This is a genomic window from Bacteroides sp. f07 (assembly GCF_042854785.1).
GTDB lineage: Bacteria > Bacteroidota > Bacteroidia > Bacteroidales > Bacteroidaceae > Bacteroides.
In genome coordinates this window covers 348,401-368,193 of the sequence record NZ_BAABXI010000002.1, presented here as the reverse complement: position 1 = coordinate 368,193, position 19,793 = coordinate 348,401, and the positions used below count along the sequence as shown (strand labels likewise).

Sequence of the window (19,793 nt, the reverse complement as noted above, 5' to 3'; positions counted from 1 at the left end):
AATCTAACCAAAGCAAATCCCCATACGGCGCCCCTGAATCACAAGATCGTGATCTTCAGTAACTAGTTTTAATTTCCCCGCGACTTCCTCGAGAGGGATAGACGAAATATTGTCTCCGTTCAAAGCGACCATACGTCCAAATTCCCCATTAGCAATCAGTTCCGTTGCATGACCGCCCATACGGGTCGACAGATTCCGGTCGAAAGGAGTAGGCGAACCGCCGCGCTGGATATACCCCAATACAGTTTCACGAGTCTCAATTCCGGTTTCATATTCAATCTCCTGTGCAATATATTCTGCAGCACGTTTACGGCCGTCTGTCTGAATCCCTTCGGCTACTACTACAATAGAATAAGGCTTCCCCTTTTTCAGTCTTTCCAGAATTGTATTGCCAATATTCTTTATGCTATAAGGGATTTCAGGGACAAGGATAACGTCTCCCCCACCCGCCATACCGGAATACAAAGCTATCCACCCGGCTTTATGCCCCATCACTTCAATCACCATCACCCTTTTATGGGAACTGGCAGTAGAATGCAGACGGTCGATGGCATCCGTAGCGATGCTTACAGCCGAATCGAATCCGAAAGAGATATCCGTCCCCCAAATGTCATTATCAATGGTTTTCGGGACTGATACTATATTCACGCCCATCGCGGCAAACTTGGCAGCAGTCTTCTGCGTTCCGTTTCCCCCGATGCAGACTACACAATCCAGCCCCATCTCCTTAATATTCTGAAGAATCAGTGCCGGTTTGTCAACATCCGAGATAACTCCCCCTTTTTTAAAGGGCTTTTCACGAGAAGTGCCCAACATCGTCCCGCCAAGATTCAGCAAACCAGACAATGATTTATCCGTAAAAGACTCGACGTCTTTCGTCAGCAACCCCTGAAAGCCGCTGTGAATACCAATCACTTCCATCCCATAATAATTGATGGCTGTCTTACACACGCCACGAATGGTGGCATTAATACCGGGGCAGTCCCCGCCTGAGGTTAAGATTCCGATTCTCATTGTCGCATTTTTTAGTCAAAAACTCGGGGATTCTAGTAAACTCGTCAATTTTAACGATTATTTCCGTCGTAAAGATAGAAAAAAAAGATAAATAAGTTACTTTTGCACGACTAAACATTATTATGTTAAAGCAGAAATGAATATTACAAAAATTATTAGTAAGACTTTTGACTCCCGTTTAAAACAAATAGATCTATATGCTACTCAGGCAAGTGAGATTCAACATCGTGTATTGAATCGCTTGGTGCAGCAGGCTGCACGGACTGAATGGGGGAAAAAGTACGACTACTCCTCTATCCGCAGCTATGAAGATTTCAGAAAACGCCTTCCCATTCAGACTTATGAAGAAATTAAGCCCTATGTGGAACGTTTGCGGGCAGGAGAACAAAACCTGCTTTGGCCGTCGGAAATACGCTGGTTCGCCAAATCATCCGGTACGACTAATGATAAAAGTAAGTTTCTTCCCGTCAGCAAGGAAGCCTTGGAGGATATTCATTACAGAGGTGGCAAAGATGCCGCGGCTCTTTATTTCCGTATCAATCCGGACAGCCACTTTTTTTCCGGCAAGGGATTGATTCTGGGCGGCAGCCACAGTCCGAACCTTAATTCCAGTCATAGCCTGGTTGGAGATTTATCAGCTATTCTAATCCAAAATGTAAACCCGCTTATTAATTTCGTCCGCGTGCCAAGCAAGAAGATTGCTTTGATGAGCGAATGGGAAACGAAAATAGAAGCAATTGCCAACAGTACCATTCCGGTAAATGTAACCAGTTTGTCCGGCGTACCGTCCTGGATGCTAGTGCTTATCAAACGAGTTCTTGAGAAAACCGGAAAACGGACATTAGAGGAAGTATGGCCCAATCTGGAAGTGTTCTTCCACGGCGGAGTAGCCTTCACACCTTATCGCGAGCAGTACAAGCAGGTGATTCATTCACCGAAGATGCACTATGTAGAGACTTACAATGCTTCCGAAGGATATTTCGGCACACAGAATGACCTTTCCGACCCTTCTATGTTATTGATGATTGACTACGGAATCTTCTATGAATTTGTTCCGTTGGAGGAAGTTGGAAAAGAGAATCCGCGGGCATATTGCCTTGAAGAGGTAGAGTTGGACAAGAATTACGCAATGGTGATTTCTACTTCCTGCGGATTATGGAGATATATGATCGGAGATACAGTGAAGTTTACAAGCAAGAACCCTTATAAGTTCGTTATCACAGGACGGACGAAACATTTCATTAATGCTTTCGGCGAAGAACTGATTGTAGATAACGCTGAAAAAGGCCTGGCAAAAGCTTGCGCTGAGACCGGAGCACAGGTGAGTGAATATTCCGCCGCACCGGTATTCATGGATGAGCACGCAAAATGCCGTCACCAATGGCTGATAGAATTTGCCAAAATGCCGGATTCCGTAGATAAATTCGCCGCAATACTTGATGCCACATTGAAAGAAGTAAATTCGGACTATGAAGCGAAACGCTGGAAAGACATTGCATTGCAGCCATTGGAAGTCATCGTGGCGCGCCCGGAATTGTTTCATGACTGGCTGGCACAGAAAGGCAAATTAGGCGGACAGCACAAAGTACCCAGACTAAGCAATACACGCGAATATATTGAAGCAATGCTCGCATTGAACAACAAGTAAAACCATCCGAATAAATTTATTCACATACTTGAAACTATTTGTTTCACTGCTTGAAACACTCTGTTTCACACCGAGAAACAAATAGTTTCACACCGAGAAACAAACAGTTTCACCCCATGGAACAAATCACGGAACTATATGCTCTGATTCTTCGTTGATGATTATTCCATAATAATTCCACCACCCAACAACAAACCATCTTTATAAAACGCAGCAGCTTGTCCAGGAGCAATAGCCGTCAAGGGTTCGTGAAGTTGTACATACAGAAGATTATCAGATGTAACCGTCACTGTACAATGGTTTTCCTGTTTCCGATAGCGGATTTTCACAATAACATCGGTATGCCCCAACAGACGTTCCCGACTAACTATATTCCAATCTTTAAGAAACATCTTCGTTTTCTCTAAAGCCTGCAGGGACGCGAGCACCACTTCATTCTTCTCAGGACGGATTTCCTTCACAAAAACGGGGCGATTCAAATGAATCCCCAAACCACGCCGCTGTCCGACAGTATAAAAAGGATAACCTTCGTGCCAAGCAATAAAAGCTCCCTTTTCATCGACGAATCTTCCACGTCTGACCATTTCTGACCATGGCTGACCATTTCCGACTAACATCTGACCATTCCTGACCAACGTCTGACCATTCCTGACCAACCAGTTTTTCAGAAAGCTCCGATAATCCATCGGACAAAAGCAAACGCCTAAACTATCCTTTTTCACCGCAACTTTCTGAAATCCCCGTTCAGAAGCAAAAGCACGTGCTTCCACTTTGGTTATATCTCCCATCGGAAGTAACATTCTCTGAAGGATATCCTGTTTAAGTCCCCATAAGAAAAAAGTCTGATCTTTATCCGCGTCGGCAGCATAAGTTATGTAGTAGGTACCATCCACCTTTACTTTCCGAACATAATGCCCCGTTGCAATATAAAAAATGCCCATTTCATCGGCAATTTTCGAAAGAAGCGGCCATTTCAGACAGTTGTTGCACAACGTGCAGGGCACAGGAGTATGTCCCACCATATATTCACGCACAAAATACTCGATAATCTGTTCACGGAATACCTCACGGGCATCATACGTAATATGACGGATTCCCAAACGCTCCGCCAGAGCGCGGGCGTCCTCCAAATACTCGGTCGAGTCATTCAGTTCATAAAAACGAAAAGTAACTCCGATCACCTCATATCCGGCATCCAGCAACCGCATAGCAGCCACGGAGCTGTCCGTGCCACCACTCATTCCTAACAATACTCGTTTGTTTTCTTCCATCATGCTGCAAAATTAAGGATTTTCCCGTATCTTTGTTGGTTAAAGTGCAGAGAGAATGAAAGAGAAAGCAACTACCGGACAAGTTATCATCGTTTTAGCCGAACATCCTACGTTTGGTACACTGCTGATTCCTTACAGTGCAGAGAAATCTGACGACGGTACATGGCAACTCATAGAGCAAGCCTTCCATGCTTCCCCCGAAGCAATCTGCCGTATGAGCGAAGCGGAACGGCAAGCTATCGACATCGCTTCCCATTACACGGAAAAATATCTGATGGGAATCTATTCGCGTGAGAAAGCAGTATCCCGCTTTCTACGCAAGCTATCCGAAGATCCGGAACGGGTCAAGAACAATATCCGCCCATTCATCGAGAAAAAGTTGCAAGAGATGCTGACATTGATACGTTACCATAACCTGCCTCTTTATCAGAAACAAGCCGGCAGCAAACTGCTATATGCCCATCATGCCTATCATATCCATCCTCACGATGTGGAAATTCATTTTACGTTTCTTGCTGATGAAATTAACTTCCGTTACCAATTGCAATGCTATTATGACGGACAACCGCTTTCTTTAAGCGAGCAGAAACCTGTTATCGTGCTGACTTCCTCTCCGGCAATCCTTTTATTGGGAATGGAGCTATACTTCTTCCCACATATTGAGAGTACACGCATCCTGCCTTTTACCAAGAAAAAGAAGATTAGTGTCCCCGCCTCCCAGATCGAGAAATATATCGACAACATTGTCATTCCGATAGCACGCTATCATGAAATTACGACTCAAGGATTGAACATCGTTGAAGAAATACATACGTGCGAGGCTCTCCTGTCACTTGAAGCTACCATTTATGACGAGCAGATGTTGCGGCTCGGCTTCCGTTACGGCGACCAGTTATTCACTCCCGATACAGTGACCGAAATGAAGAAAATCATTTACCGGAAAGACTCCGGTGAAATCTTCTTTTTCCGGCGGGATATCATTGCTGAAGAAGAAAAGCTCCGGTTGTTAACCGATTCGGGATTGCAACGAATCAGTGACGTCCACTTCAAGCTATCCCCCGATGCCCCCGAAAAGACCATCACCGAATGGATAGGCAAATACCGGAGAATGCTCCAACAGTCTTTCCTGCTGACCGGAAATATGGGGAATATTCCTTACTGTCTGGACGAGATTCATATTGAACAAAGTTGTGATAACGAACCGGACTGGTTCGAACTGCATATCACCGTAGTCATCGGTAATCTGCGTATCCCCTTCTCACGCTTCCGCAAGCATATCCTCGAAGAGAAGAGAGAGTTTCTGCTGCCGGACGGACGCATGATTCTCTTACCGGAAGAATGGTTCAGCAAATACGGAAACCTATTGGAACTGGGCACTCAAACAGAGACCGGAATTCGCCTGAAACCGACTTTTGTCGGTGCCGTACAATCTGCCTTGGAAGAAAACAGTCCTAAATACCTGACTTTCAAAAAAGAGATACGCAATATTGCCGTTCCTCAAGGGCTGAAGGCGCAACTACGCCCCTATCAGCAGAAAGGATTCTCATGGATGGTACAGTTGAACAAGCTAGGATTCGGCGGATGCCTGGCAGACGATATGGGACTTGGAAAGACACTCCAGACGCTGACACTCCTACAGTATATATACAAGCCTGCCGTTCCCGAAGCAGCCGGTCATTCGGAAATGGTTCCGGCAGCACTTTCCACTTCCGACGACCATCTTGCCCAAAAGCAGACAGCAGACGCCGAGGGACAATTCTCCTTATTCTCATTCTCTTCGGAAGATGAATTACTGCCGGACGCACGGGAAATCAGGGAGAAAAATATACCCAGAGAAGAAGACCGCAGACAGAAATATGGAAGAAACTCCCGCAAACCCGCCACGCTGATTGTTGTCCCCACTTCCCTACTCCACAACTGGCGGAGAGAGGCCAAACGTTTCACCACTCTTTCGGTAGCCGAATATAATAGCGGTACGGCGTTTCCCAAAGGACATCCGGAAAAGTTCTTCAAACGTTTCCATCTGATATTCACGACTTACGGAATGATGAGGAACAATATAGATACACTCCGCTCCTACACATTCGAATACATCGTACTTGATGAGAGCCAGAATATCAAGAATAATGATTCACTTACATTCCGTTCGGTTATCCAACTGCAAAGCAAACACCGGATCGCACTTACCGGTACGCCTATCGAGAACTCACTCAAAGATTTGTGGGCACAGTTCCGTTTCCTGCAACCGGACTTATTGGGAGAAGAAAGTGCTTTCCACAAACAGTTTATCATTCCGATCCGACAAGGGAATATCCGCATGGAGAAAAGGCTGCAACAGTTAATCGCTCCGTTTATCCTTCGAAGAAGCAAAAGCGAAGTGGCCCCGGAACTTCCTCCGCTCACCGAAGAAACAATCTATTGCGATATGTCTGAAAAGCAGGAAGGATGGTATGAACAAGAGAAAAACAGCCTGCGCAATATATTACTCCAACAACCAGAGAGCAGAGACAGATTCCATACATTCAGCATCTTGAACGGTATCCTGCGTCTCCGCCAACTGGCTTGCCATCCGCAACTTATCTTTCCGGAATTTAACGGAGTATCCGGAAAAACGGAACAAATCATCGAGACCTTCGACACACTGCGAAGCGAAGGACACAAAGTGCTCATTTTCTCATCGTTTGTCAAGCATCTGGAGATACTGGCCGAGATATTCCGACAAAAAGGTTGGAAATACGCCTTACTGACCGGCTCTACCAACAACCGTCCTTCAGAAATAGCCCATTTCACCGAACAAAATGACGTTCAGGCATTTCTTATTTCCTTGAAAGCCGGCGGAGTAGGTCTTAACCTGACACAAGCCGATTATGTATTTATCATCGACCCGTGGTGGAACCCTGCCGCCGAAGCACAAGCCATCGCCCGGGCACACCGCATCGGGCAGGACAAACAAGTCATTGCTTATCGCTTTATTACACAGAACAGCATTGAGGAAAAAATCCTCCAGCTACAGGAAGATAAGCGGAGACTGGCGGAAACATTCATCACCGACAGTGACGCACTGCCTGCATTAAGTAATGAACAGTGGGCGGATTTGTTGAAATAAAAATCAGGCAGAAAGCATAAAAGTCACATCTTTACCTACACACATCTTGCAGCAATACATTTTTCTCCTATCTTTGCACACAAAATGACACTACATGAAATACAAACTTATCGTGCTCGACCTTGACGGCACACTCACCAATTCCAAGAAAGAAATTACTCCCCGCAACAAGGAGACGCTGATACGTGTACAAGAACAAGGTGTCCGCTTGGTACTCGCTTCCGGACGGCCTACTTATGGCATTGTACCGCTTGCCAATGAACTGCGTATGAATGAGTTCGGCGGGTTCATCCTGTCCTATAACGGAGGGGAAATCATCAACTGGGAAACACAAGAAATGATTTACGAAAATGTATTGCCGAATGATGTCGTTCCGGTACTTTATGAATGTGCCCGCACCCACCATCTCAGCATACTAACTTACGACGGAGCAGAAATCGTTACCGAGAATTCCCAAGACCCATATGTGCAGAAAGAGGCTTTCCTTAATAAAATGGCAATCAGGGAAACAAACGATTTTCTGACAGACATCACGCTTCCGGTAGCCAAATGCCTGATTGTGGGAGATGCCGACAAGCTCATTCCCCTGGAAGCCGAACTTTGTCTCCAGCTGCAAGGACGCATTAATGTATTCCGTTCAGAGCCTTATTTTCTCGAATTAGTCCCGCAGGGAATCGACAAAGCTCTGTCTCTTGGCGTTTTATTAAAAGAGACAGGAATAGAACGCGAAGAAGTCATAGCAATAGGCGACGGTTACAACGACCTGTCCATGATAAAGTTTGCAGGACTAGGCATTGCCATGGGCAATGCACAGGAACCGGTGAAAAAAGCGGCGGATTATATCACTTCAAGCAATGAGGAAGACGGTGTGGCCGAAGCTATTGACAAGTTTCTCTATCAACAATAGGGCGCATATTCAGATTTTATACTAACTTTGCAGTTCCAATAGAACAAATATAAAATGTTATGGAACATCAACTTACCATTTACAACACGTTAGATAGAAAGAAAGAGTTATTCGTACCGCTCCACACACCTCATGTAGGTATGTATGTGTGCGGGCCGACTGTTTACGGTGATGCACATTTGGGACACGCCCGTCCAGCCATAACCTTTGACGTACTCTTCCGCTATCTCACTCATCTAGGATATAAAGTACGTTATGTACGCAATATTACCGACGTTGGCCATTTGGAACATGATGCTGACGAAGGAGAAGATAAAATTGCCAAGAAAGCCCGCCTGGAAGAACTGGAGCCGATGGAAGTCGTTCAGTATTACCTGAACCGCTACCATAAAGCAATGGAAGCGCTCAATGTGCTTTCTCCGAGCATCGAGCCGCATGCATCGGGCCATATCATCGAACAAATCCAACTGGTACAGAAGATTCTGGATGCCGGATACGCTTACGAAAGCGAAGGCTCCGTCTACTTCGATGTAGCCAAATATAATAAAGACCATCACTACGGTAAACTGTCCGGACGCAATCTGGACGATGTGCTGAATACCACCCGCGACCTTGACGGACAAAGCGAAAAGCGTAATCCTGCCGACTTCGCTCTTTGGAAAAAGGCACAACCGGAACATATCATGCGCTGGCCGTCTCCCTGGAGCGACGGTTTCCCCGGATGGCACGCCGAATGTACCGCTATGGGACGCAAGTATCTGGGCGAACACTTCGACATCCACGGTGGAGGAATGGACTTGATTTTCCCGCACCACGAATGTGAAATCGCACAATCGGTAGCCTCACAAGGTGACGACATGGTTCACTACTGGATGCACAACAACATGATAACCATCAACGGTACAAAGATGGGGAAATCACTCGGCAACTTCATTACGCTGGACGAATTCTTCAACGGTACTCATAAGTTATTGGCACAAGCCTACACGCCGATGACCATCCGTTTCTTCATCCTGCAAGCTCATTACCGCAGCACGGTTGACTTCAGCAATGAAGCATTGCAAGCATCGGAAAAGGGGCTGCAACGTCTGATGGAAGCCATTGACGCATTGGAAAAGATAACTCCTGCGACAGCAACCTCAGAAGGTATTAATGTAAAAGAGCTGCGTACCAAATGTTATGAAGCTATGAACGATGACCTGAATACCCCTATCGTCATCGCACAGCTTTTCGAAGGCGCACGTATCATTAACAATATCATCGCCGGAAATGCTACGATTTCTGCCGAAGACCTGAAAGAACTGAAAGAAACGTTCCATCTGTTCAGTTTCGACATCATGGGGCTGAAAGAGGAAAAAGGGTCTTCCGACGGACGTGAAGCTGCTTACGACAAGGTGGTAGATATGCTGCTGGAACAGCGTATGAAAGCAAAAGCCAATAAAGACTGGGCTACTTCCGATGAAATCCGCAATACATTGACTGCACTCGGGTTTGAGGTTAAAGATACGAAAGACGGTTTCGAATGGAGACTGAATAAATAAGACGAGTAATAGTGCACTTTACAGTGCAGACTAAAAAATAAAGAAGACCGGCTCATCACGAACCGGTCTTCTCTTTTTTCATAGAAACATACAGTAAACTAATACCCTTTAAAAATAGTTTCTCTTTTATATTCACTAATCACTTCTTATTCAGGAGCATTTCAACAGGTTGTCCATGTTGGCAGGTCACCATTAATACGGTATTCTCTCCCTGTTGCTCCAATTGAACATTTTCCATCGGAGCCGTCAATGTCCAGTATCCCTTCAGGCGTATCTCCTTACAGATAGGACGGCTCGGTTCTTTCGTCGTATAAGCCTTCTCTTTGATATTCAAATTAGGGTCACATACACTCAGACGGATACCTTTATCCGATTCTCCCATATACATTAACATCGTTTCCGCAGGAATAGCGGAAATCAGCTTGTCACCATCGGGTTGGTAAGTTTCAAAAGCAGCGTATGCCGTAATACCCGTTTTTTTATCATAAACCACATGAGCTGCCCGGTCGCGTTGCAAGACCTCATACACGGGAGTTTTACGCACTTCTTCCAAATCAGAAGCAGACGGTTGTATCAGCACCATATACTCATATGTTCCATTCTTCGGAGCTTTACCATGCTCTATCCAAGCCGAGGAGAATTTTCCTTTGGTCACCGCACGGGTCTTTTCATGGCGTGACTCCTGTTCCGCCACCTGCGAACGAACCGTTCCGTCCACGACATGATAATAATTATCATAACCATCATGCAACCAATAGTTATCCTCTCCTACTTTAGAATCCACTCCATTGTATTTTGTCTGGAAAAGAGTCGTTTCCGTAGAATAATCCGCATTACTGTTTGTTATACCCGTTCCCAAGCAAATCATCCGGTTATCAAAACAAAATACAGATTTACGGGCTACAAAATCAGGAGTGAAGTTCTCTAAATTACGCTCCATTAACTTCATGGCAAACATGCCATTCGTGCCATTCAAGGAACTGCTACCGGAGAAGTTCTCCTTGGAATGAGCCATGGTAGTACCTTTCAGCGGACTATCCAGCAACTCGAAAGGCAGATGAATAGTCGTTGTACCCGGTAAACGGTTCCAATCCCATCCTTCCTGCACAAAACCGCTTCCGGCACGTGATACGGGATTTCCCTTACCCATAATCTGCACCGAACCATAGCTTTGATAACGTCCGTAACGGTTATCTTTTGTATAGATTTCAGCCCCCCACACATCGGTCGTATATCCTTTCAGCGTCACCATCCAATCCGCACGGCGGAAAATACCAGCCGAACCATAATTATAAACAAAGAATCCTTGCGGAGCCTGCGCAGGCTTGATACCTTCTTTTTTAAAGAAACGCGCATTCGGAGTATCTCCGTTACGCACGAGACGCAAATAATCAGCAGCCAGTCCACGGTCGAATGTATTTCCCTGACCGGACAAGTCGCCGGACAAAGCAATGTTGGCAAACGCTTCTATATCGTCACTTCCCATTTTTCCACCAAAAGGATGACGACCGCTGATGCCGATGCCCCACTCATAAAGATTGCAATAATTGCGCATAGCAATAAAGGCCGACTTCATATGTTGACGGGCATCTTCTGTCAGTTCAAACCCCGTTCCATTAGTGAAAGCGATAAATTGTCCTACTGTGGCCAGTACTCCGGTAGTATATCCCGGATAGAAACCGCCGTGATGGAAAGTAGTGCCGTCCACTTTTATACCGCCAATCGTTCCGGGCGTATAACGCAAGGAAGAAGACAGCCAACGGGACAAACCGCTCAAAGCTTGCTCCTGTTCTCTTGCATCAGGAAACATCATAGCGGAGACGAACTTCGCCATCAATAACGTATGCCATGAATCCAGCAACTCATCACGTGAGGGAGAGCATGGCTGGCGAGTTTCTTGCAAAGCCGCCCAAAAACGCAACGTAGACAGATAAGCATCCCGATGAGGATGTTTATAAATCGCATCACGTATCAGCCAGGCAGTGGTATATATCTTACGAATCTGATAGCCATAATGATGATTCGTTCCCATGCCACTACCAAATGCAAATCCCTGGTCAATGGCATAGTCGAACACAGTGAAGTAATTCTTCTTCGACGTCTCATTCTGATTGTAATACATATCATAGGCAAAGCCGGAAAGCATGGTTTCAATATCATTCCATGACATCTCCCCCTTTTTTCTATTCAACTCGTCAGGAGCAACGATAGGTGCCCCAATAAACCCCGTACCAGCGGCGGACGGAGTAATGCCGGCTTTCTCAAATGTCTTATAGGCAGCGTTAATCTGTCCTTGTGGTGCTTTTTTCACCTCTAAAAAGTCAGTCAGACGTTGTTCGATGGTCTTCAGCTCTTTCTTTTGCTGACTGGTCAGCTTGGATGCCAACGGGATATCATATGATTGCTGTTCCCATTTCCATACGAGACACCAGTGCCAGAGGTCACGATTGGACAAACCGTTATTGGCCGGCAACTGTTGGTCGGGAGTAGTACGAAGATTCATCTTCTTCTCGGGAAATGTCAGACGGTCAAGAAAAATACGCCCTTTTCGTTGTGGAGCAACCAACCGATAAGCAACGATATTCTTATCTTTTTTCTCTCCTTGCATATACTCGAAAGAAATCCAGCACGCACGCCAACCGGCTGCCTGCAAATGATAAGAGAACCAATAAGAGACTTCGCCCGCCTTATTCAGAAACTCGAAACGGATAGAATCCTGCTGTGGTTTCTCATTATAAATCCACAAAGTAATGCCAAACAGCTTCTCTTTCTTCGCATTGAGCGATAAAGGGGAAACTTGAACATTCAAAGCAGAACCGGGCTGAAAGTCCCATTCCAAACTGCTTTCTCCTTCCTTATAGAAGAGAGAAGATGTCTTCACTTCTCCTTTTCCGGAAACTGTGAACGCTTCGGGCACTTCCTCCTCAAAGCCAATGAATTGGGCAAAAGCAGAGGAAATGCTTCCAAGCAATAATAGTATGATAAAACAAGCATTTTTCATTCAATCGCATATTAATTTTCATTTAACTACGTAGGTTCCAATTAGTACGAAATCCTGTCCGACAGAATCTTTTCCGTATACCAAGGATCGTTAATTTCCTTCAGCATGGCTCCCATTTCACGATAAAGTTGCTCCACTACTTCCTTATTTTCTTCCAAAGGGAGATTGTGCAACTGATAAGGATCGTTCAAGTCATCAAACAGAAGACTTTTCTTTAACTGTTTCGTATTACGGTCAATATATAAAGCCAATGTATATTGTGCCGTCTTGATACCTCTCGAAGAAGGGAAATAAGTCTGTACCAAACCGTTTTCGTCCTTTTCACCGTCCAAGTTCTGAATATACAACGCACCCGTCGGACGTACAATTTCCGCCTTTTCATCGAAGAAGAGAGGGGCAAAGTTACGACCTTGCACTTCTGCAGGAATAGAATCACCCAATCCACACAAGCCCAGCACAGTAGGCATAATATCCGGTGATGAAAGCAACAAGTCGTCTACTCTCGGTTGAATCTTACCCGGGAAACGCACAATAAACGGAATATTCATTGATTCGGAGTAAGGCGAGTTCTTCGGGTCGTCGGTGCGTTGGCTACACATCGTTTCACCATGGTCGGAAGCGAAGATGACAACCGTATTCTTATCCAGTCCCAGTTCTTTCAGCGTTTCCAGAATCTGCCCGAAAGCACGGTCAACCCCCGTTACGGAAGCAAAATAATAGCGGGCAGATTCCGCCTTTTCCATCTTCAGGTCTACATTCGGACGAACCAGCAGGCTATCCAAAGGCTTATTCTTGTAAAGGTTGAAATCCTGTTCTTCACAATCATCCAAAGAACGATACGGACTATGAGGCGGGTTCATTCCTACCATGATAAAGAAAGGTTTCTTCGTATCGCGCACGTTACCTTCATTTTTCAAATATGAAACCACCTTACCCGACTCGTGCAAAGGAGACCATTCTTTCGGGTCATGTCTCTTACCGTCCGTATCCCAATAGTGGGGATTCTTATGCTCATCAAACGTACCGTAAGAATACCAGTAGTTAAATCCGTGACGACGTTCTTTCGGAGTATAGGCATCCCATGCCGGACGTTTGGATTCTACATATTGTCCCGGATGTTCGGGGTCATTCGGAGTCGGGAAGTCGGCATGAAGTTTTCCGAAATAAGCACAGTCATAACCAGCTTTACTGAATACATCACCGATACATTCGGCATCTTCACGCAAAAAGCTGATGGGACGTGTAGAATTACAGTTCAAGGGCACGCCGCTCCGGTTGGGATACATACCGGTCAACAACATTCCACGATGAGGACTACTCAGCGGGCAGTTGCTCTGCGCAGAAGACAATACCATGGATTCGCGGGCAAATGCATCCAGATTAGGAGTATGAACAGGGTCGCCCTGAAAGTTTACTTTATCCCGGAATCCGTCTTGATTCCAGAATCCCATCGCCTGGTTACGGTATTGGTCGGGAAATACATAGATAATATTCGGATGTTCAACTTGTACTGTTACTTGTTTCGGGGCTTTGCAACCCTGTGCTGCAAACAAAGTCAGCCCACCTACCAAAAGGTTTACAGGTTTATTCATGATAATGACAGTTAACGATAAACAGTTTATAGTAAGGATGATAAACAAATGAACGGTGAACGATGGACAAGCTATATACAGAAGCCTATGTTCATCATTTACCGTTCACTGTACATATCAATGAGATTTATTTCTTTTCAAGGTCTCTTTTGCGCATCAATGCTTCCAGGAAGTAATAGTCGGCATAGTTCAGAGGAACATCAATTTCCTGATCGTGAGGAATACTGCCAACTGAGTGCATCAAAATAAAGTTGCCATTAGTACCTACCTCTGCACGATAAGCAGGTGAGCCCAGGCTTGTCATAATCTTATCAGCAGTTTCCTTATATTGGTTGCCCGGCAGATAGCCGTCCAGTTCGTAAAGGGCAGAAGCTGTACAAGCAGCAGCGGAAGCGTCACGAGGTTCATTCGGAATGTTCGGTGCATCGTAGTCCCAGTAAGGTACGAGATCTTCCGGCAAGTTCTTGTTGTTAAAGATGAAATTATACACTTTCTGTGCCTGATCGAGATATTTCTTGTCTTTCGTATAGCGGTAGCAGGTAGTATATCCGTAAAGAGCCCATGCTTGTCCGCGAGCCCAAGACGACTCGTCAGCATATCCCTGTGCAGTTTGTCTCTTGCGCACTTCACCGGTTTCGGGATCATAGTCTACGACATGATAACAACTGTTGTCCGGACGGAAATGATGTGCCATGGTCGTATCGGCATGTTTCACGGCAATGTTATAAAAAGTAGAATCACCGGAGAAAGCAGTTGCTTCAAACAGCAGTTCGAGATTCATCATATTATCAATAATCACCGGACATTTCCATCCGCGTGTTCCCTGCCATCCTCTATCGGCATCCCATGACTGGATAACACCGGCATTCGGACGGAAACGCGTAGACAATGATTTGGCAGCTTCCACCACTACATCCTTATATTCATTCTTACCTGCCAGACGGTATCCGTTCAGATAACTGCAACCAATCATGAATCCTACGTCATGATGCCATTTCAGATATTTTACAGAGTCGAGAGCTTCCGTATATTTTTCGGCCAGTGGCAACCATTTCTGATCTCCGGTCAGGTTATAAGTCAGCCACATAGTGCCGGGATAGAAGCCGGAACACCAGTCATCAATAGGTATATAAGAAATACTACCATCTTTGTTGATGGTTCTCGGATTCAGAATTTTACCGGATTTCTCGATAATATCCGTTTGAATCGTGTTTTGCGCCACTGCGTTGTCGATGTTGTCCTGGATAAAGTCTACTTCAACCTTTTTTTGTCCACCGCAACTCGTAAAGATCAAAAGGGAAAGTCCTAACGCGCTAAGAATTGTTTTCATAATACAGGGATTATTTGTTAGTGATTAATTTTCTTGATGGCAAAAATAGTGCATTCAAAAAGAATAGACCGACCTAAATAATCCAATTAAGGGACAATTTTGGTACATTTGCAGAAGAAATACCGAAAAACAATAAATACGATGACCCCACAAGAGTTTTTTAAGAATGACGTATTCGCCGAAAACGCAGGTATAGTTCTGCTGGAAGTAAGAAAAGGGTACAGCAAAGCCAAGTTGGAAATAAAGCCCGAACATCTGAACGCAGGAGCACGAACACAGGGCGGAGCCATCTTTACGTTGGCCGACCTTGCACTTGCTGCGGCTGCCAATTCACATGGCACACTTGCTTTCTCACTTTCATCCACCATCACCTTCGTACGTGCCAGCGGACCGGGCGATACTCTTTATGCCGAAGCACGCGAGCGTTATATCGGACGAAGCACAGGTTGCTATCAGGTAGATATTACCAATCAAAATGGGGATTTGATTGCAACTTTCGAATCCAGCGTATTCAGAAAAGATCAGAAAGTTCCTTTTGAGGTAGAAGAATAAAAGAGAAGTTAAAGCAGATTGTAAAGCTATCCATTTAGGTATGAATTTCGCGGATTACACATTTTTTATTTAATTGAAACTGTGTAATCCGCAAAATCCGTACCTAATTCTCTACTTATTTAACAATAGAAGTCATCGGATGCCGATTTCCCCGAACATCATTCAGGAACGCCTTTGCCGAACCAAAGTTCAGGAACAAATCCAGACGAACCGGAAGATGATTCAAGTCATCCGTCACAAAGAAAGTAATGACTTCTTTTTCTTTCCCTTTCTTATCGTATTCGACTAACGAGAAAATCAGGCAACGATAAGTAACCCCATTCTCGGCTTTTACATTTTCCTTTCCGCGATAGATAAGCGTCTGCTCTTCCACCTTACGCCCCGTAGCCATTGGGAACTTGATTTTGTCTCCCACCTTATAATCTGCAGGGTCGTAAGAACGTGCCTGAGCCAAAATACTCAACATATCATATATACAACGACTGTCACTTGCTTCCGATTCATCAAACGCTCCATCCCGGTACGTACGTTTCTGGTTGACAAAGCAAAGACCGTCCTTATACGAGAACCAAGCCTCATCCACAGTATATCGTTTTCCTTCCTCGGCTCCTTTACGGAAATAACGCGGTTCCAGTTTCTCGCCAATCACGCAAGTCAGCGTATCACGCATCTTGAAAAAGAAATCCGCCCGTTTACTGCCCAAAGCGAGCAGGTTCATCCGGAAAGCAGGTTCCGAGTGGTAAGTAGTCGCATTGGTCGTCAGGCTGGCAAGTCCGGCTTTCACCCAGACAAACTTCCAGTTGAAGTACAAATCGTACATCACGTGTTCGCCGGTTTGAAACGCCTCGTTCTTCGCCTCACATTGGGCATTGGCGGGAAGGGCGAAAATTCCCATCAGTAATGCCACGGTTCCGATAATCAAGCAACGACGAAAGCTAACGGCGCCTGTTCTGATTATTTCTATCTTTTTTCTTCTTGTCTTCATCTGGTTTTTGTTTTTTAAGCTCATCCGGTTTCTGTTTATCTACAGGGGTCGCATGAATATCCCATGGTTGTGTCACATCCCACAACGCTTTATACTCTAATATTGTCGGATAATAGAAAACTGCCTCCGGTTGCAAACCTTTCGCAAAGTCTCCCGTGTCCCATTCTCCGTTTCCATTCGTGTCGTTAATCAGTCTGGCTGCATATTTCCCCGGATTCAGGAAGTAGAAATCAACCATTCCATCCTTCTCCACTCTCCGCTTACGGACTACCTTGTCTTGCGCATCAAGCAATTCGACGAATGCCAGAGAATCAGCTCCTGTCACGTTGAAATGAAGCGTGAAATATTCATCTTCACTACGTACCTTGAATCCCTGTTTTATCTTATCGGTAAACAAGCCGTATATACCGTGGAAAGCTGTAGAATCTACTTCAAACTCATATTCAAAAGTCGGCTCCCAATCATAATACAGATTAAACTTCTTCTGATTCAGAGAATCCCGTCCAAACTCGAATGGTATATCCTGCCAAAGCGTATCCACTTTCTGCCGCAGATGAATGGCCGCACTGTCAAAGCTGGCGATAGGTTCTTCAAAGTTAAGAGAGATATATCCATATACATCCATTGATGAAGGCGCGCTGACATTCACCGGCAGGAATTTCGTCGGTTCCGGTTCGTCCTCTTCGTCTTTCTTTTTCTTCTTTTTCTTCTTCTCCTTTTCCGGATCGTCTTTCTTATACTTCTGTTTCGAAACCAGGTTCAAAGTATCCGTGCGGGGCACTAGCTGATTTAAGGTGTCCGTATAAAGATAAGTCAGGCTCATGGCAAGCGTATCCTGTTTGAAGAGCAAGGAATCCTTTACCCAATAATGAATCGTATCGTTCCGCTGATTCTTCTCGATGATAAAAGCATCCTTTTCGTCGAAGTTTAATCCTTTCAGTACAGGCAAAGTGTCTGCTTTACCTGCAAAATAGAAAGTAAATTTATGCGGAACAAGTCTTTCGGATTTGATAAGGTATTGCGAATAATTCAGTTCCTTGAAGGCCCGGAGAATCACATCGTCCGGCAGATAATGCATATATTTCTTCTCTACAATCGTATCATAAGTCAGCGAGTCCACCCAAGCTGTATCCATACGGGTACGTTCTTCCATGCGGGGGATAATCAGCGAATCATGAAAAGCAATCACCTCGCTCTTCTGATTGAAAGTAAAATTCTGATCGGCATCCATCAATCCGTAAATACGGTACTTGCCAGGAGCTATGCCGCGAATAGAAAATCGTCCACGACTGTCCGTGCGTGCCACGCGATCGAAAGGTAACTTGTTGAAAGCCGAATCGTTCAGGTTGGAATGCAGTCCGACAAGAATGCCTTTGATAGGTTCCAAATTAGAGGCATCAAGTACTGTTCCCGACACTTCCATCGTATCGATCTGTGCACCGGTAGAAAAGGTAAATGCAAAGTTACCCAACGGGTTACCCTCATTATTATCGACAATAGCATCCGAAAAGTCAATGGTGTAGGTAGTGTTCGGTTTCAAAGAATCAAGCAGATTCACCTGTATCCGCTTTCCGGAAGCCTTGATTTCGGGTTGCTGTATCTGAGGTGGAGAAACAACCACTTTCTCAGTCGCTTTCTCCAACTTTATAAATTCATCAAATTGCAAAGAGACTTTCGTCCTTTCATTATTTAATGCACCGGCAGCAGGGGTACTGCCAATGAAACGGGGTGGAGTCTCATCATAAGGCCCCCCGTCCGGCCGCCCGATACTGGCGCAGGAGTATAACATAGCTACCAGCGTTACTACCGGAAGCGCCTTGCGGACTATTTGTTTTATCTTTTGATTCTCAAACTGTAACATGCTGCAAAAATAAGCGTTCTTATCCAATAAACACCACACTTTCTAGCTAATTTATTAAAAAACGAAAGAGTAGCTTAGGGTAATAAACAATCTCAATGAAGTTTTTATTTCTTTTTCCTGCTAATATAATTAGTTTTCTTGCCTAAAGTAATTACCTTTGCTGTCTCTTCTTTTTTCGTTCCACTATGGTGTTCCGCAAAGAGCACTATAGTTTTCCTTACAGAACATTGTAGTGGGACGAAAGAGAAACTATAGTGGAACGAAATAAAAATAACAAGCGAAGTATATCCGACCAGGCAAATGGATATATCCATGTACTAACACAAAATAATTACGAATATGAGCATACATTACGACCTTTACAAGACACCAGATATCCAACAGACAGGCGAAGAGCAACCGCTTCATCCCCGTGTGGTATTCAAGGGAACTGTCGATCAAGAAGAATTTTTGGATCGGGTAAACAAATTCACAGGAATAAGCCGCAGTTTGTTGGCAGGTGCCATGCAGTCTTTCCAAAACGAACTGAGAGATTTACTTGCCAACGGCTGGATTGTAGAACTGGGAGACATCGGGTATTTCTCCGTATCCTTACAGAGACCGCCTGTCATGGACAAAAAAGACGTACACGTGCAATCCATCAAACTGAAGAATGTCAACTTTCGGGCAGGCAAACAATTCAAGAAAGAGGTAGGCTGGCAAATAAGGCCGGAACGTGGAGAGTCAACTACCCGTTCCCACGGGGGAAGGACGCAGTGAAGAAGAATGCTTGACAATAATCAATGAGCATCTCAAAAAATATCCCTGTATAACCCGAACCGACTACAGTCGGTTGACGGGACACAACAAGAAACGTGCACTTAGTGAGCTAAATTCTTTTATTGAACATGAGATACTGTTTCTACTTTTAGACAGGACAGTTTCTCACGTATTTTTTTATTAAAGCAATGTCTGTAAACAGCGGCATACATCATTAAAGACACTG

Annotated in this window: 12 protein-coding genes and 1 pseudogene; 6 read left to right on the top strand and 7 right to left on the bottom strand. The window is 44.9% G+C overall.

Annotated features, from left to right (window positions below):
• Window positions 1–3: 3 nt before the first annotated feature.
• Window positions 4–1,014: an ATP-dependent 6-phosphofructokinase gene (locus ACGHVY_RS16465; RefSeq protein ID WP_308743899.1), complete on the bottom strand. Its 1,011-nt coding sequence runs from the start codon at window positions 1,012–1,014 to the stop codon at window positions 4–6.
• A 136-nt stretch (window positions 1,015–1,150) separates the two neighbouring features.
• On the opposite strand from ACGHVY_RS16465, the gene ACGHVY_RS16460 reads away from it, so the two are divergent.
• Window positions 1,151–2,662 carry a GH3 auxin-responsive promoter family protein gene (locus tag ACGHVY_RS16460; protein WP_308743898.1) on the top strand — a complete coding sequence of 504 codons (1,512 nt, stop codon included), beginning with the start codon at window positions 1,151–1,153 and terminating at the stop codon, window positions 2,660–2,662.
• Between the two features lie 161 nt (window positions 2,663–2,823).
• Here ACGHVY_RS16460 and mnmA read toward each other — a convergent pair whose 3' ends face one another.
• Entirely contained in the window at window positions 2,824–3,936 is a 1,113-nt protein-coding gene (mnmA, locus tag ACGHVY_RS16455; protein WP_390599983.1) for a tRNA 2-thiouridine(34) synthase MnmA, read from the bottom strand.
• A 52-nt stretch (window positions 3,937–3,988) separates the two neighbouring features.
• Here mnmA and ACGHVY_RS16450 point away from each other — a divergent pair, with 52 nt between their 5' ends.
• From ACGHVY_RS16450 to cysS, 3 genes are all read left to right on the top strand, one after another.
• The gene (locus ACGHVY_RS16450; protein ID WP_390599982.1) at window positions 3,989–7,039 is read left to right on the top strand and encodes a DEAD/DEAH box helicase; all 3,051 of its coding nucleotides are present in this window, start codon (window positions 3,989–3,991) and stop codon (window positions 7,037–7,039) included.
• 94 nt (window positions 7,040–7,133) lie between these two features.
• Window positions 7,134–7,946 (top strand): Cof-type HAD-IIB family hydrolase, encoded by an 813-nt coding sequence (locus tag ACGHVY_RS16445; RefSeq protein ID WP_390599980.1) that lies wholly within the window; start codon window positions 7,134–7,136, stop codon window positions 7,944–7,946.
• Between the two features lie 59 nt (window positions 7,947–8,005).
• Window positions 8,006–9,487, top strand: coding sequence for a cysteine--tRNA ligase (gene cysS / locus ACGHVY_RS16440; protein WP_390599978.1), 1,482 nt, complete (start codon window positions 8,006–8,008; stop codon window positions 9,485–9,487).
• Window positions 9,488–9,626: 139 nt separating this feature from the next.
• On the opposite strand, the gene ACGHVY_RS16435 is transcribed toward cysS, so the two are convergent.
• The 3 genes from ACGHVY_RS16435 to ACGHVY_RS16425 form a co-directional block, all read right to left on the bottom strand.
• Window positions 9,627–12,488 (bottom strand): chondroitinase family polysaccharide lyase, encoded by a 2,862-nt coding sequence (locus ACGHVY_RS16435; protein WP_390599976.1) that lies wholly within the window; start codon window positions 12,486–12,488, stop codon window positions 9,627–9,629.
• Between the two features lie 41 nt (window positions 12,489–12,529).
• Window positions 12,530–14,080, bottom strand: a complete 1,551-nt coding sequence (locus ACGHVY_RS16430; RefSeq protein ID WP_390599974.1) for a sulfatase — start codon at window positions 14,078–14,080, stop codon at window positions 12,530–12,532.
• A gap of 127 nt (window positions 14,081–14,207) precedes the next feature.
• On the bottom strand, window positions 14,208–15,410 hold the full coding sequence (locus ACGHVY_RS16425) for a glycoside hydrolase family 88 protein (protein ID WP_308743891.1): 1,203 nt from the start codon (window positions 15,408–15,410) through the stop codon (window positions 14,208–14,210).
• 141 nt (window positions 15,411–15,551) lie between these two features.
• Between ACGHVY_RS16425 and ACGHVY_RS16420 the strand changes: the two genes are divergently transcribed.
• A complete protein-coding gene (locus ACGHVY_RS16420; protein WP_175631231.1) occupies window positions 15,552–15,962 on the top strand; it encodes a PaaI family thioesterase in 411 nt (136 codons plus the stop codon).
• A 115-nt stretch (window positions 15,963–16,077) separates the two neighbouring features.
• Here the strand turns inward: ACGHVY_RS16420 and ACGHVY_RS16415 are convergent, their stop codons facing one another.
• On the bottom strand, window positions 16,078–16,947 hold the full coding sequence (locus tag ACGHVY_RS16415) for a DUF3108 domain-containing protein (protein WP_390599973.1): 870 nt from the start codon (window positions 16,945–16,947) through the stop codon (window positions 16,078–16,080).
• Window positions 16,898–18,808: an Ig-like domain-containing protein gene (locus tag ACGHVY_RS16410; RefSeq protein WP_308743886.1), complete on the bottom strand. Its 1,911-nt coding sequence runs from the start codon at window positions 18,806–18,808 to the stop codon at window positions 16,898–16,900. Before ACGHVY_RS16410 ends, ACGHVY_RS16415 begins: the two co-directional genes overlap by 50 nt.
• Window positions 18,809–19,147: 339 nt before the next feature.
• Here ACGHVY_RS16410 and ACGHVY_RS16405 point away from each other — a divergent pair.
• Window positions 19,148–19,751: pseudogene (locus tag ACGHVY_RS16405) on the top strand (DNA-binding protein).
• The last annotated feature ends 42 nt before the right edge of the window (window positions 19,752–19,793 follow it).